Origin of the sequence: Streptomyces sp. NPDC051104, from assembly GCF_040682835.1 — a bacterium.
Lineage (GTDB): Bacteria > Actinomycetota > Actinomycetes > Streptomycetales > Streptomycetaceae > Streptomyces > Streptomyces cynarae.
Map to the genome: position 1 here is coordinate 904832 of NZ_JBFBBS010000001.1, position 13249 is coordinate 918080.

Genomic DNA, 13249 nt, shown 5'->3' on the forward strand with positions numbered 1-13249 from the left:
GTTACCCTTCCAATACCGCTGGGGGTGACATCTGTGCCTATACCACCCAAAACACCCGAAGTGCGCGTGCCGCGGCTGATCGGTCTGATGGCGATGGACGCGCGCGAGGCCGCCGAGCAGCAGGGCGTCCTGCTCGCCGCACCCGACCGGCCCGACTTCCACCGCACCGTCGTCGACTACGTCGTACGGCAGTACCCGCAGCCGGGCGCCGAGGTGCCGCGCGGTGCCGTAGTCACCGTCTGGTTCGACCTCGGTGAGGGCGAGGGGGGCGGCGGAGCGGGCGTACGCGAACCGCGCGTGCCGCCACCGCCGACGGGCGGAATGCAGCGCGAGCTGGACGAGCCGGGCGACCCGTACGCGGTCAGTCCTGCTTGAAGCCCCGGTGCAGGGCCACGATCCCGCCGGTGAGGTTCCGCCACGCCACCTTGGACCAGCCCGCCTTGCGCAGCCGCTCGGCGAGGGCCGGCTGGTCGGGCCAGGCCCGGATGGACTCGGCGAGGTAGACGTACGCGTCGGGGTTGGACGACACCGCGCGGGCCACCGGCGGCAGCGCGCGCATCAGGTACTCGGTGTAGACCGTGCGGAACGGCGCCCATGTGGGATGCGAGAACTCGCAGATCACGACCCGCCCGCCAGGCCTGGTCACCCGGTACAGCTCGCGCAGCCCCGCGTCCGTGTCCTGCACGTTGCGCAAGCCGAAGGAGATGGTGACGGCGTCGAAGGTGTCGTCCTTGAACGGCAGCTTCGTCGCGTCGCCCGCGGTGAAGGGCATCCAGGGGTGCCGCTTCTTGCCGACCTGGAGCATCCCGATCGAGAAGTCGCACGGTACGACGTACGCGCCGGTCCGCGTGAAGGGGAGCGACGAGGTCGCCGTGCCGGCCGCGAGGTCCAGGACCTTCTGCGCGGGCCGCGCGTCGACCGCCTTCGCGACCTCCTTGCGCCACAGCCGCGCCTGCCCGAGTGACAGCACGTCGTTCGTCAGGTCGTACCGTTCCGCCACGTCGTCGAACATCGAGGCGACTTCGTGCGGCTGCTTGTCCAGGGATGCGCGGGTCACGGGGCCATTGTGGCAGCAGGGGGTACGGCGTCGGGTCGGCAGCCTCGCCATCGGCGCCGGTGCACCAGGCCTCGCTATCGACGCCGGTGCACCAGACGTCCGGCGATGAGGTCGCCACGCACGTTCCGGCTCCGCGTTCGGCGAGCGCCGCATCGTCCGGGACGTCGAACACGGCGAACGTGGCGTCCATGCCGACGAGCGGCAGCGGCAGCACGATCGCCTCCTCCATGCTCCGTCCGGTCAGCGGATCGAAACACGGCGGGCCCGTGGGAGCCCCGAACCGCTGCTCGACCGTCAACCCCGCCCGGTACACGGCGGACACCACGGCGGGGCGCCACAGGTCACCCGCCACCGCGACGGTCCCGTGCGCCAGCATCCGCTGCACCCCGCGCCGTGCGCTGGCGCCCCAGCGGGCGTCGCTCAGGGCGAGCGCCGCGAGGGCCGCGCCACTGAGCGGCTCGGTACCCAGCTCATCGGCCTCACGCGGGTCCGGGTGGTAGGCCTGCTCCAGCAGTTCGGGCCCGTACGGATTCAGCAGCCCGGGGGCGAGCAGTCCGGGCCAGCGCCTGACCCGGGCCGTGGGGTGCGCGGCCACCAACTCCTCGTACGTCCCGAGGCCCGCGAGCTCCCGGCCGTCGACGAGCAGGGCGCCTTCCGGGACGGACGGCCGCGCATCACCGGTGACCACGAGGTCGGCTACCTGAAGCGTCAGCATGCGCGCCCTAGTGCCCCGGCAGGCAACGTTTGCCCGTCAAGGAGCGGCGTCCGGTGCGTGCTCTGGGGGTACCCCCTGCTCGAAGAGCTTGGGGGAGTGCCGGCCGGAAGCCCTCGTACTGGACGTACTTGGGCTTTCGGCCGGTGCGGCGAGTGGGGGTCCCCCCTGCTCGAAGAGCTTGGGGGTGGGGGTCCCCCCTGCTCGAGCGAAGCCGAGAGCTTGGGGGAGTGCCGGGCGTCGCGACGGGGCGAACGTTGCCTGTCGGGGCACTAGTTGGACGCCAGGAGCTTCAACTCCGGGTGGGCCGTTCCGCCCTCGATGGCCGTGGAGGAGATGTGGGACATCACGCGGTCGTCGACCGGGTCGTTGGCCGGGTCGTCGTGGACCACGAGGTGCTCGTACGTCGTCGACCGCTGGGCCGGGACGCGCCCCGCCTTCCGGATCAGGTCGATGATCTCCATGCGGTTGGAGCGGTGCTTGGCGCCGGCCGAGGAGACGACGTTCTCCTCGAGCATGATCGAGCCGAGGTCGTCGGCGCCGTAGTGCAGGGTCAGCTGGCCGACGTCCTTGCCGGTGGTCAGCCAGGAGCCCTGGATGTGCCGGACGTTGTCGAGGAAGAGGCGGGCGACCGCGATCATCCGCAGGTACTCGAAGACGGTCGCCTGGGTGCGGCCCTTCAGGTGGTTGTTCTCGGGCTGGTAGGTGTACGGGATGAACGCCCGGAACCCGCCCGTGCGGTCCTGCACGTCGCGGATCATCCGCAGGTGCTCGATGCGCTCGGCGTTGGTCTCGCCCGTGCCCATCAGCATGGTCGAGGTGGACTCCACACCCAGCCGGTGCGCGGTCTCCATGATCTCCAGCCAGCGCTCGCCGCTCTCCTTCAGCGGCGCGATCGCCTTGCGCGGCCGCTCGGGCAGCAGTTCGGCACCGGCACCGGCGAAGGAGTCGAGCCCGGCGGCGTGGATGCGGGAGACGGCCTCCTCCACGGACACGCCCGAGATACGGGCCATGTGCTCCACCTCGGACGCCCCCAGGCTGTGGATGACCAGCTGGGGGAACGCCTCCTTGATGGCGCGGAAGTGCCGCTCGTAGTACTCGACGCCGTAGTCGGGGTGGTGGCCGCCCTGGAACATGATCTGGGTGCCGCCGAGTTCGACGGTCTCGGCGCAGCGGCGCAGGATGTCGTCGAGGTCGCGCGTCCAGCCCTTCTCCGTGTCCTTGGGGGCCGCGTAGAAGGCGCAGAACTTGCACGCCGTCACACACACGTTCGTGTAGTTGATGTTGCGCTCGATGATGTACGTCGCGATGTGCTCGGTCCCGGCGTACTTGCGCCGGCGCACGGCGTCGGCGGCGGCGCCCAGCGCGTGCAGCGGCGCGTCGCGGTAGAGGACGAGGGCTTCCTCGGGGGTGATCCGCCCACCGTCGGCGGCACGGTCGAGCACGGCTGTGACATCAATGGACGTGAGGTCGGCCTTCTCGGTCACCGGGCTCCCTTTCGGCGGGGATGGACGGACACGTAAGGGTCGTGGGCGGACCGAACCAGCCTACGCCAGCGCTTTTACGGGCCCGACGTCAGGCCGCGTACGCGCCGATGAGCAGCCCGACGAACGTGCCCGCGATGAGGAACGGCCCGAACGGGATCGTCGTACGTCGTCCGGCGCGCCGGACGAGGACGAGCCCGAGCCCGTACAACCCCCCGAACAGGAACCCGGCGAAGGTCCCGAGCACCACGGTCCCCCAGCCGTACCAGCCGAGCACCGCACCGAGCCCGGGCGCCAGCTTGACGTCCCCGAAGCCGAGGCCGTGCGGGTTGAGGAGGAACAGCAGGAAGTAGGCGCCGCCCAGCACGAGCGCGCCGAGCAGCGCGGTGCGCCACCGTCCCGCGTGCTCGGGCGCCAGCGCGGCCAGCCCCAGCAGGGCGGGGGCCGCGCCGGCCAGCGGCAGGGTCAGGACGTCCGGCAGCCGCTGTACCCGGAAGTCCACGAGGGTCAGCAGGACGCCGACGGGGGCGAGGAGCAGCCACACGGCCAGCTCCGGGCGCGTGCCGGTGGCGAGTGCGAGCACCGCGCACACCAGTGCGGTGACCGCGCCCACGAGCACGGTCCCGGGGCCGTACGCCCTCCCGTCCGGACACCGCGCCCGTCCGACCCATCCGCCGACCGGATGCCCGTCCGGGCACCGGTCCCGCCACGGCTGCCCGGGCTCGACGGACAGCCGGTACGCGGCACGGGGCACCAGCGCGCCGGCCGCCGCACCCCACACCGCGGCACCGACGGCCGCCCAGAGGTCCAGATCCACCCGGACAGCGTAGGGACGGAGCGGACAACTCCCCTACCGTTCGAGCAGCTTCACCTTCACGTCCGCCGGGAAACCGGTCGTCGGGCCGACCCGGCGGGCGAACTCGGCGACAGCCTCCAGCTGCGGGCTCCCGAAGCTGAAGTCGAGCGTCGTGAAGTAGCGCTCCAGGACGTCCTCGTCGAAGGCCTCCCAGCGCGCGGCCTGCTCCGCGACCTTGCCGACCTCCTCCAGGGACAGGTTGCGGGAGGAGAGGAAGGCCTCGTGCACCGTGCGGGTGATGACGGGCTCCCGCTCCAGGTAGTCGCGCCGGGCCGCCCACACCGCGAAGACGAACGGCAGGCCCGTCCACTCCTTCCACAGCGTGCCCAGGTCGTGGACGTCGAGGCCGAAGCGCGGTCCGTCGATGAGGTTGGCGCGCAGGGCGGCGTCGCCGATCAGCACGGCCGCCTCGGCCTCCTGCATCATCAGGCTGAGGTCGGGCGGGCAGGTGTAGTAGTCCGGGGCCACCCCGTACCGCTCGGCGAGCAGCAGCTGGGCGAGGCGTACGGAGGTCCGCGAGGTGGAGCCGAGGGCGACCCGGGCGCCGTCCAGCCGGTCCAGCGGGACCTGGGAGACGATCACGCAGGACATCACCGGGCCGTCGCAGCCGACCGCGATGTCGGGGAAGGCGACCAGGTCGTCGGCGTTCCTGAGGAACTCCACCAGGGTGATCGGACCGATGTCGAGGTCGCCCCGCACGAGCCGCTCACTGAGCTTCTCGGGTGTGTCCTTGGTCAGCTCGAAGTCGAGGAGGGTGCCGGTTCTCGCGAGCCCCCAGTACAGGGGCAGGCAGTTGAGGAACTGGATGTGGCCGACGCGCGGCCGGGTGCGAGAATTGTCCACATCGCGAGACTAGCCCTCGCGCCGTGCGGCGCCGTCTCCGCCCCCCGCTGTCAAGGGTTCCCGCATCATTCAAACGTCCGGGTGACGTGATCTTGACCTCTATTGCTTTTGGCTCCCCGCGTGCTACGCTCGCAGCAAGTTGCAGTTTGGTTTCCTTGCAGTACAGAGCCTGCGGAGCATGTGACCGCGGGCTCTCGTCGTTTTCAGACATATGCAGTTGTGCAGCGGTTCCGTTTTCACACTTGCAGTTCTGGAGCAGGGCAACCCTTTGGGCCCAAGGAGGGCTTATGGCTACCGGAACCGTGAAGTGGTTCAACGCCGAGAAGGGCTTTGGCTTCATCGCCCAGGAAGGCGGCGGCCCGGACGTCTTCGTCCACTACTCCGCGATCAACGCGAACGGCTTCCGTTCCCTCGAGGAGAACCAGCAGGTCTCCTTCGACGTGACGCAGGGGCCGAAGGGCCCGCAGGCGGAGAACGTCACCGCGATCTGAGATCGCTGAGTCCCTGATCCAGAACTGAGAGCAGTACCCAAGGAGCCCCGCGCCATTCGGCGGCGGGGCTCCTGCCTTTCGGTGAATTCTTCGCGAATTCTTCCCTGTGCGCCGGTCTTCCCCACGAGAGCCGGGGCGCACTCAGACGTGCTGCATGACGAGCACGAAGGCGCTCCCGGGTGCCAGCGCCTCGTACGCATGGGCGACGTCACCGCGGAACGCCATGTAGTCCCCGGGGCCCAGCTCCACCTCCTCACCGCGCGGCCCGGCGAGAACCCGCCCCTCACTCACGATCAAGTGCTCCATGCTGCCCGGAATATGGGGTTCCGATACGCGCGCCGCCCCCGGTTCCAGCCGGACGTGGTAGAGGTCCCGGCGCGCGCCGGGCGGGCTCGCGGACAGCAGGGTCGCCGCGTAGCCGGCCTGCTCCGAGTGCACGGTCGGCCCCTGACCCGCGCGAATCACCTGAACGGCCGGGGCGGGCGGTTCGACCAGCGCGCTGAACGGCACGCCGAGGGCGACGCCGAGCGCCCAGAGGGTCTCCACGCTGGGATTGCCGCCCGCCGCCTCCAGCTGGGACAGCGTGGACTTGGCGATGCCGGCCCGCTTGGCCAGCTCGGAGAGGGAGAGCCCGGCCCGGGTGCGCTCTCGGCGCAGGGCGGCGGCGATCCAGTCCAGCGGGAGCCGGGGCGGTGGGGCGGCGGTGTCGTCGGTCATCGCGTTCGCTCCATCGGTACGTTCGTTCACCTTGACGAACAGAGAGGCTGTTGTCCATTGTAGGAAACATGCGTTCGCCGTTCCGAACACCCGATCTTCTCCCCTTACCGACGACCGTGGACCGTGCCCTGCTCCAGGACATCTCCCTCGTCTGCCTCGCCAGTGGAGTGGTCGGCGTGTCGTTCGGGGCGATCGCGGTCGCGGGCGGGCTGCCGGTGTGGGTGCCGGTGGTGATGTCGCTGGTGGTGTACGCGGGCTCCGCTCAGTTCAGCGCGGTGGGGATCCTGCTCGCCGGGGGCGGTCCCGTGGCCGCGGCGGCGACGGGTCTGCTGCTGAACACGCGTACGGCGGCGTTCAGCCTCGCGGTGGCGGACGTGCTGGGCGGCCGGGGGCGCGCGGCCCGGTTCCTGGGCGCTCACCTGGTGACCGACGAGACCGCGGCCTTCGCCCTGGCCCAGCGGGACCCGGCCCGGCGCCGCGCGGCGTTCTGGATCTCCGGGATCGGGATGTACACGGTCTGGAACGTGAGCGTGCTCGGCGGGGCCCTCGCCGGGGGCGCGCTCGGCGACACCGACACCTTCGGGCTGGACGCCGCCTTCCCCGCCGTGCTGGCGGCGCTGGTCCTCCCCTCCGTACGGGACGACGCGGGCGTACGGCGGGCGGCGCTGGCCGGTGGCGCGGTGGCCCTCGCGGTGACACCGTTCGTGCCGGCGGGGCTGCCGGTGCTGCTGGCACTGGCAGGGCTGCTCGCGCTGGGCCGACAGGGCTCCGGGAGGCAGGCATGACGGTGACGCTCGCCGCGATCGTGGCGCTGGCCGTGGGGACGTACGCCTTCCGGCTGGCGGGCCCGCTGCTGCACGGCCGTGTCGAACTCCCGGACCGGGTCCAGCGGTTGCTGTCGGCGGGCGCTGTGGTGCTGCTGGTCGCCCTGCTGACAACGGGCGCGCTCACCGAGTCGGGCGGCTTCGCCGGGTGGGCGCGCCCGGCCGGGGTCCTGGTGGCCGTGGGCCTGGCGTGGCGGCGGGCGCCGTTCGTGGTCGTCGTGCTGGGCGCTGCGGCCACGACGGCCCTGCTGCGGGCGGCCGGGGTGGCCTGACCGCCCGGCCGCGCCTCACCAGGTCACCGGCAGCTCCAGCGGAAAGCGGCGGATCGTCTCCGTGTCCCAGCGGATCTCCTCCGCCGGCACGGCGAGGCGCAGCGTCGGGAACCGCTCCACCAGCCGCCCGATGGCCACCTCCAGCTCCGCCATCGCCAGCGGTACGGCGATGCAGCGGTGGCCGCCCCAGCCGAACGTCATATGGGGCATGGGCGGCCGCTCCGGGTCGATGACGTCCGGGTCCGGGTAGCGCTTCGGGTCGCGGTTCGCCGTCAGGTACGACACGTGGACGAAGTCGCCCTTGCGGATCCGGACGCCGTCCATCTCGACGTCCTCCAGCGCCACGCGGGGGATGCCGACCCCCTTGCGGAACGGGATGTAGCGGAGCAGTTCGTTGATGACGTCGGTCAGGGACTCCGGCCGGCTCCTGAGGTGCTCCATCAGCTCGGGGCGCGTCAGCAGCAGGTAGCAGATGTCGCTGATCTGGCAGGTGGCGGTGTCCTGCCCGCTGAGCACCAGCGTCAGCGCCATGACCGCCAGTTCCTCGTCGTCGAGGGCGTCGTCGCCGTCCCTAGCCGCGGCCAGCGCGCTGATCAGGTCGTTCCCGGGGGTGCGCCGCCGCTGTTCGACCTGCTCCAGGAAGTAGGAGCGCAGCGCGGCCTTGGCGTTCGCGGCGGTCTCGCGGCTGTCCGGCCCGGTCTCGAGCAACTGGTGCGCGTACTCCTGCATCCGCGCCCAGTCCTCGCGGGGGATGCCGAGGACGTCGTAGATGGTCTGCTGCGGGAGCTGGTTGGACAGGTGCTGGACGAGGTCCGCGGGCGGCCCCTGCTCGGCCATCTCCTCCAGAAGGGTGTCGGCCAGCCGGACGATCTGCTGCCGCATCCGCTCCACGTGCCCCCGGGCGAAGCCCTGGGACGCCAGGCGGCGCAGGCGGCTGCTGTGCGGCGGGTCCATCACGTTGATGGACTCCCGGGAGACGATGGGCTCCGGGGTCAGCCGCGGATAGTCGTGCTCCATGATCGCCGCCCGGCTGAACCGCTGGTCGGTGGTCACCTGGCGTACGCCCTCGAAGTCGGTGATCAGCCAGGCGGCGCCGTCGCCGTACGGCAGCCGGATACGGGTGATGGAATCACCGCCCATCAGCTCCGCGAGCGCGGGATCGAACTCCAGACCCTCGCTGAAGTCGAACGGGCACATCATGGGTTCGCTGCTCTGGGTCATCGCGGGGTTCTCCCTCGTCCACGTGCTCTGCTTGGCCCCCGGCGGTACCGGAAGCGGGGGGATGACGTCTCTTCAACCGCCGGCCGGTGCCGCGTTGGTGGCGTCCACCGCGGGGCGCAGGCCCCGGGCCAGCGTGACGCCGTCCCCGACGGCCCAGAAGTGGGTGAAGAACAGGCGGGGTTCGTCCCTCAGCCCGTGGTTGTGCAGCTCGACCAGCTGGGTCTTGGCGCGCCTGAGGGCCGCGAGGACGTTCTGGACCTCCCCGGCGACCATCGCGACGTCGCCGCTGATCGCCACCCGGTCGCCGCCCAGCGGCTGCCAGTTGAACGCGGTGGTCGCCCCCAGGCCCGGCGGCAGCACCATGCCGCCCTCGGTGATCGTCTCGCGGCGGAGGAAGAGGCTCTTGTAGACCCCGTCGTCGTAGATGCCCTTGACGCCCAGCGCGGCATCGATGCCCGCGGTGTCCAGGGTGTGGCCCGACGGTGCGGGACGCTGCGGGGGCGGGGTGCCGGTACGGTCGAACGCCGCGCGCAGCCCGCGGGCCACCGTCACCGGGTCGTGGCCGTGCGCGTGGACGTGCACCCACCAGATGTCGGGCATCTGGGAGAGCAGGTGCTTGTGGAGCGCGGTCACCGCGATCCGGTGCTGCTGGAGGACATCGAGGAACGGCTGCAGTTCCTGCTCGGTGACCACCAGGTCGCCCATCGTCATCGTGCTGCCGTCGGCATAGCGGACGAAGGACACGTGGGAGCCCAGGGCGAGTTCCGGTTTGACGAGGACGCCCTGGGAGATCACCGACAGGTCCCGGCGCGGCAGGCCCGTGTGGTACATCACGTCGCGCTTCATGTCGCCGCCGCGGCCCAGCGCCTTGGCCACGTCCGCCCAGTCCGACAGGGCGGTGCGCACCGGTCTGACCGGCCCGTCACGGTGTCCGTGGTCCGCCGCGGCGGGCAGGGCACGGGCGGGGGCGGTGTGCGCGGCGGCCAGCACGGGCGCCAGCGCGGCGGCCGCGGCCAGCACGCGCCGCCGGGGTGCACCCGATCGGGCGCGGGTGTTCTGCTGTGGATCATCGGCCATCATGTGAGCCTCCTCGACGCCTCTCGACGCGATGGAAACACGGGGGCCCCCGGACCGCCGCCAGCACGGCCGCCGCCTGCGGCCAAGTGGGCTAGTGGTCGTTTGCGAACGGGTGAGATCCGTCGCCGGCGGGGGCGTGACACACGGACCCTACTGCGCGTAGGGGCCCTGCGCCGCGTACGGGCCCTACGGCGCGTACGGGCCCTACGGCGCGTACAGCTCCTCGACCTCCCGGGCGAAGTCCCGCATGATCGCCTCACGGCGCAGCTTCATCGACGGCGTCAGATGCCCGGCCTCCTCGGTGAAGTCCACGGGCAGGACCGCGAAGCGGCGGATCGACTCGGGGCGGGAGAGGAGTTTGTTGGCCTCGTCCACCGCTCGCTGCAGGACCGCGTCGAGCTCCTCGTCCCCCACCAGCAGCTCCGGCGGGACGGGGTGCTTGCCGTTCATCCGGCGCCAGTGGGTGACGCCGTCCGCATCGAGCGTGACGAGGGCGGAGACATAGGGGCGGCCGTCGCCGATGACGAGGCACTGCGAGATCAGGGGGTGGGAGCGAAGCCAGTTCTCCAGCGGGGCGGGCGCCACGTTCTTGCCGCCCGCGGTGATCAGGATCTCCTTCTTCCGGCCCGTGATCGTGAGGTAGCCCTCGTCGTCCAGGCGGCCGATGTCGCCCGTCGGGAACCAGCCGTCGAGGGTCGCCGGGATGACCCCGCCCGCGTGCGGGTCCCAGTAGCCGCGGAAGACCTGCCCGCCGGAGAGCAGCACCTCCCCGTCCGCCGCGATCCGCACCCGGGTGCCGGGCAGCGGCCGGCCCACCGTGCCCAGCCGGGGCTTGAGCGGGGGCGTGACGGTGGCCGCGCCGGTCGACTCCGTCAGGCCGTAGCCCTCGAAGATCTCGATGCCGGCGCCCGCGTAGAAGGCGGCGAGGCGGGTGCCCAGCGGGGAGCCGCCGCTGATCACATGGCGGAGCCGGCCGCCCAGGGCGCCGCGGATGCGGCGGTAGACGAGAGGGTCGTAGAAGGCGCGGGCCGCCTTCAGGGCCCGGCTCGGGCCGGGGCCGGTGCCGTGCTGCCGGGCCTCCAGCGCCTCGCCGTAGCGGCGGGCCACCGAGGCCGCGCGGTCGAACAGCGCTCCCCGGCCGCCGCGCTCGGCCGCCGCCCGGGCGTTGTTGAAGACCTTCTCCAGCATGTACGGGATGACCAGCAGGAAGGTCGGCCGGAAGCTCGCCAGGTCGGCCAGCAGGTCCTCCGCCTTCATGCTGGGCCCGTGCCCGAGCCGTACCCGTGCGCGGATGCAGGCGACCGCGACCATACGGCCGAAGACGTGCGACAGCGGCAGGAACAGCAGCGTCGACGGCTCCTCGCTCGTCCTGGCGTGGAAGACCGGGTGGAGGAGCTGGGTGGCGTTGTCCACCTCCGCCAGGAAGTTGCCGTGTGTCAGCGCGCACCCCTTGGGGCGGCCGGTCGTGCCCGAGGTGTAGACGAGGGTGGCGAGGGTGTCCGGGCCGAGCACGCCCCGGCGGACGGTCACCTCCTGGTCGGGGACCGCCGCGCCCAGCTCGGCCAGCCGCTCCACGTGCCCCTTCTCGATCACCCAGGCGTGGCGCAGGTCGGGCAGGCGGTGGCGTTCCGGGCCGATGGCCGCGGCCTGGCCGACCGTCTCCGTGATCAGGGCCGCCGCGCCGGAGTCCTGGAGGATCCAGCGGGTCTGGAACAGCGACGAGGTGGGGTAGACGGGGACCGTGACCAGGCCGGCCGCCCAGGCCGCGAAGTCGAGCAGCGTCCACTCGTAGGTCGTGCGCGCCATGACCGCGATCCGGTCGCCCGGCATCAGGCCCTCGGAGATCAGTCCCTTCGCCAGTGCCAGCACCTGGTCGGCGAACTGGGCCGCCGTCACATCCGTCCAGCCGCCGCCCGCGTCCCGGCGGCTCAGCACCCGGTGGCCGGGCGCCTCGCTCGCGTTCTCGAACGGCAGGTCGGCGAGCGAGCCGTGGGTCACCGGCGGCACCAGCGGCGGCACGTAGGCCTCCCGGACCTCCCCGTTCAGCCGCCGGGTCTCCGGCTCCACGAACACCGGGCGGCCGTCGTGATCGAGGGCGACGGGCGCGGCGGGCACGGGCGCGGACGAGTACGAGATGGGCATGGGCAGCTCCTGGGGCCTGCAGCTACACACTGCTGTGCTGCATAGGTACGCGCGGTGCGCACCGATATGTTCACCTGCGGCAGCGGCTCGCTGTTACCGTCGGTCAGGACCGCGATCGTACGGCGCCCGCGTGGGGAGGCTGTGCGGGTTCGGGGATGGTCCGGGGACGGGGCTGTGCAGGCCTTGCCGTACGGGTTTGAGGTGCCGTCAGGGGCGTTCCAGGATCGCCGTGACGCCCTGGCCGCCGGCCGCGCAGATCGAGATCAGGCCGCGCGAGGGGGTGTCCCGCTCGGCCAGGAGCCCCGCGATCGTCGCCACGATCCGGGCGCCCGTGGCGGCGAAGGGGTGGCCGGTGGCCAGGGAGGACCCGGCCACGTTCAGCCGGGCGCGGTCCACCGGGGCGAGACCCCGTTTCTCCCAGGCGGCGAGGGTCGCCAGCACCTGGGACGCGAACGCCTCGTGGATCTCGACGAGGTCGAAGTCCTCGATGCCGTGTCCGGCCTTCTCGAGCATGCGCGGCACCGCGTACGCCGGCGCCATCAGCAGGCCGTCCTCGCCGCCCGCGACATCCCCGCGGACGAAGTCGACGGCCGCGGTCTCGTACGCCGTGAGATACGCCAGCGGTTCGAGGCCCCGCCGCCGCGCCCACTCCTCACTCGCGAGCAGAACCACCGCGGCGCCGTCCGTGAGCGGGGTCGAATTGCCCGCCGTCATGGTCGGATCCGGGCCGTCCGCGCCGAACACCGGCTTGAGGCGGGCGAGTTTCGCCGGGGTGGAGTCCGGGCGGAGGTTCTGGTCGCGTTCCAGGCCCCGGAAGGGGACCACCACGTCGGCCAGGAAGCCGCGTTCGTACGCCGCCGCCAGCCGCTGGTGGCTGGTCGCCGCGAGTTCGTCCTGCGCCTCGCGGGTGATGCCCCAGGCGCGGGCCGTGACGGCGGCGTGCTCGCCCATGGACAGTCCGGTGCGGGGTTCGGCGTTGCGCGGGATGTCCGGGATCAGATGGGTGGGGCGGATCTTCGCCAGGGCCTTCAGCCGGGCGCCGGGCGACTTCGCGCGGCGGGCCTCGAGGAGGATGCGGCGCAGGCGGTCGTTGACGCCGAGCGGCGCGTCGCTGGCCGTGTCGGCGCCGCCCGCGATCGCGGACTCGGTCTGCCCGAGGGCGATCTTGTTGGCGGCGGCGATCACCGCCTGGAGGCCGGTGCCGCAGGCCTGCTGGATGTCGTACGCGGGGGTGCGGGGGTGAAGTCGGGAGCCCAGGACGGTCTCGCGGGCGAGGTTGAAGTCGCGGCTGTGCTTGAGGACCGCCCCGGCGACGAGTTCGCCGACCGCGCCGGGGTCGTCCAGGCCGTACCGCTCGACCAGGCCGTCGACCGCCGCGGTCAGCATCTGCTGGTTGGAGGCGGTGGCGTACGGGCCGTCGGAGCGGGCGAAGGGAATGCGGCTGCCGCCGACGACCGCGACCCGCCGGACCTTCCCGATCGTGAGGGGACTGCTCATCTCGACCTGCTCCTCACCGGTGACGTAGCCTTACCGCAGGTAACCTTACTCCGGAG

13 protein-coding genes and 1 pseudogene are annotated in these 13249 nt (G+C 72.0%); 4 read left to right on the plus strand and 10 right to left on the minus strand.

Annotated features, from left to right (window positions below):
- Positions 1–33 precede the first annotated feature (33 nt).
- Positions 34–375 (plus strand): PASTA domain-containing protein, encoded by a 342-nt coding sequence (locus AB0N14_RS04410; protein WP_366024173.1) that lies wholly within the window; start codon positions 34–36, stop codon positions 373–375.
- On the opposite strand, the gene AB0N14_RS04415 is transcribed toward AB0N14_RS04410, so the two are convergent.
- The 5 genes and pseudogenes from AB0N14_RS04415 to AB0N14_RS04435 all read right to left on the minus strand — a co-directional run bounded on the left by AB0N14_RS04415 (position 362) and on the right by AB0N14_RS04435 (position 4952).
- Positions 362–1057, minus strand: a complete 696-nt coding sequence (locus AB0N14_RS04415; protein WP_366024174.1) for a demethylmenaquinone methyltransferase — start codon at positions 1055–1057, stop codon at positions 362–364. The two genes, AB0N14_RS04410 and AB0N14_RS04415, sit on opposite strands and share 14 nt — an antisense overlap.
- Before the next feature lie 74 nt (positions 1058–1131).
- Positions 1132–1772, minus strand: a pseudogene (locus AB0N14_RS04420) (hypothetical protein).
- Between the two features lie 269 nt (positions 1773–2041).
- Positions 2042–3256, minus strand: coding sequence for a cyclic dehypoxanthinyl futalosine synthase (gene mqnC / locus AB0N14_RS04425; RefSeq protein ID WP_366024175.1), 1215 nt, complete (start codon positions 3254–3256; stop codon positions 2042–2044).
- Positions 3257–3344: 88 nt separating this feature from the next.
- Positions 3345–4070, minus strand: coding sequence for an A24 family peptidase (locus AB0N14_RS04430; protein WP_366024176.1), 726 nt, complete (start codon positions 4068–4070; stop codon positions 3345–3347).
- A gap of 33 nt (positions 4071–4103) precedes the next feature.
- Entirely contained in the window at positions 4104–4952 is an 849-nt protein-coding gene (locus AB0N14_RS04435; RefSeq protein ID WP_366024177.1) for a menaquinone biosynthesis protein, read from the minus strand.
- A 287-nt stretch (positions 4953–5239) separates the two neighbouring features.
- On the opposite strand from AB0N14_RS04435, the gene AB0N14_RS04440 reads away from it, so the two are divergent.
- Positions 5240–5443: a cold-shock protein gene (locus AB0N14_RS04440; RefSeq protein ID WP_043442843.1), complete on the plus strand. Its 204-nt coding sequence runs from the start codon at positions 5240–5242 to the stop codon at positions 5441–5443.
- A gap of 141 nt (positions 5444–5584) precedes the next feature.
- Here AB0N14_RS04440 and AB0N14_RS04445 read toward each other — a convergent pair whose 3' ends face one another.
- The gene (locus AB0N14_RS04445; RefSeq protein WP_366024178.1) at positions 5585–6160 is read right to left on the minus strand and encodes an XRE family transcriptional regulator; all 576 of its coding nucleotides are present in this window, start codon (positions 6158–6160) and stop codon (positions 5585–5587) included.
- Positions 6161–6228: 68 nt separating this feature from the next.
- On the opposite strand from AB0N14_RS04445, the gene AB0N14_RS04450 reads away from it, so the two are divergent.
- Positions 6229–6945, plus strand: a complete 717-nt coding sequence (locus tag AB0N14_RS04450) for an AzlC family ABC transporter permease (protein WP_366024179.1) — start codon at positions 6229–6231, stop codon at positions 6943–6945.
- Entirely contained in the window at positions 6942–7256 is a 315-nt protein-coding gene (locus AB0N14_RS04455) for an AzlD domain-containing protein (protein ID WP_366024180.1), read from the plus strand. The genes AB0N14_RS04450 and AB0N14_RS04455 overlap by 4 nt, the downstream gene beginning before the upstream one ends.
- A gap of 15 nt (positions 7257–7271) precedes the next feature.
- On the opposite strand, the gene AB0N14_RS04460 is transcribed toward AB0N14_RS04455, so the two are convergent.
- The 4 genes from AB0N14_RS04460 to AB0N14_RS04475 all read right to left on the minus strand — a co-directional run bounded on the left by AB0N14_RS04460 (position 7272) and on the right by AB0N14_RS04475 (position 13193).
- Positions 7272–8477, minus strand: a complete 1206-nt coding sequence (locus AB0N14_RS04460; protein ID WP_366024181.1) for a cytochrome P450 — start codon at positions 8475–8477, stop codon at positions 7272–7274.
- A gap of 72 nt (positions 8478–8549) precedes the next feature.
- On the minus strand, positions 8550–9557 hold the full coding sequence (locus AB0N14_RS04465) for a DUF1259 domain-containing protein (RefSeq protein ID WP_366024182.1): 1008 nt from the start codon (positions 9555–9557) through the stop codon (positions 8550–8552).
- 201 nt (positions 9558–9758) lie between these two features.
- Positions 9759–11696, minus strand: coding sequence for an AMP-dependent synthetase/ligase (locus tag AB0N14_RS04470; RefSeq protein ID WP_366024183.1), 1938 nt, complete (start codon positions 11694–11696; stop codon positions 9759–9761).
- A 207-nt stretch (positions 11697–11903) separates the two neighbouring features.
- Positions 11904–13193, minus strand: a complete 1290-nt coding sequence (locus AB0N14_RS04475) for an acetyl-CoA C-acetyltransferase (RefSeq protein WP_366024184.1) — start codon at positions 13191–13193, stop codon at positions 11904–11906.
- Between the last annotated feature and the right edge of the window lie 56 nt (positions 13194–13249).

Bases quoted from the DNA above. Each gene is read 5' to 3' on its own strand.
- AB0N14_RS04475 (WP_366024184.1), bottom strand. From the start codon at position 13,193: ATGAGCAGTCCCCTCACGATCGGGAAGGTCCGGCGGGTCGCGGTCGTC.
- AB0N14_RS04455 (WP_366024180.1), top strand. From the start codon at position 6,942: ATGACGGTGACGCTCGCCGCGATCGTGGCGCTGGCCGTGGGGACGTAC.
- AB0N14_RS04465 (WP_366024182.1), bottom strand. From the start codon at position 9,557: ATGATGGCCGATGATCCACAGCAGAACACCCGCGCCCGATCGGGTGCA.
- AB0N14_RS04460 (WP_366024181.1), bottom strand. From the start codon at position 8,477: ATGACCCAGAGCAGCGAACCCATGATGTGCCCGTTCGACTTCAGCGAG.
- AB0N14_RS04450 (WP_366024179.1), top strand. From the start codon at position 6,229: ATGCGTTCGCCGTTCCGAACACCCGATCTTCTCCCCTTACCGACGACC.
- AB0N14_RS04445 (WP_366024178.1), bottom strand. From the start codon at position 6,160: ATGACCGACGACACCGCCGCCCCACCGCCCCGGCTCCCGCTGGACTGG.
- AB0N14_RS04440 (WP_043442843.1), top strand. From the start codon at position 5,240: ATGGCTACCGGAACCGTGAAGTGGTTCAACGCCGAGAAGGGCTTTGGC.
- AB0N14_RS04470 (WP_366024183.1), bottom strand. From the start codon at position 11,696: ATGCCCATCTCGTACTCGTCCGCGCCCGTGCCCGCCGCGCCCGTCGCC.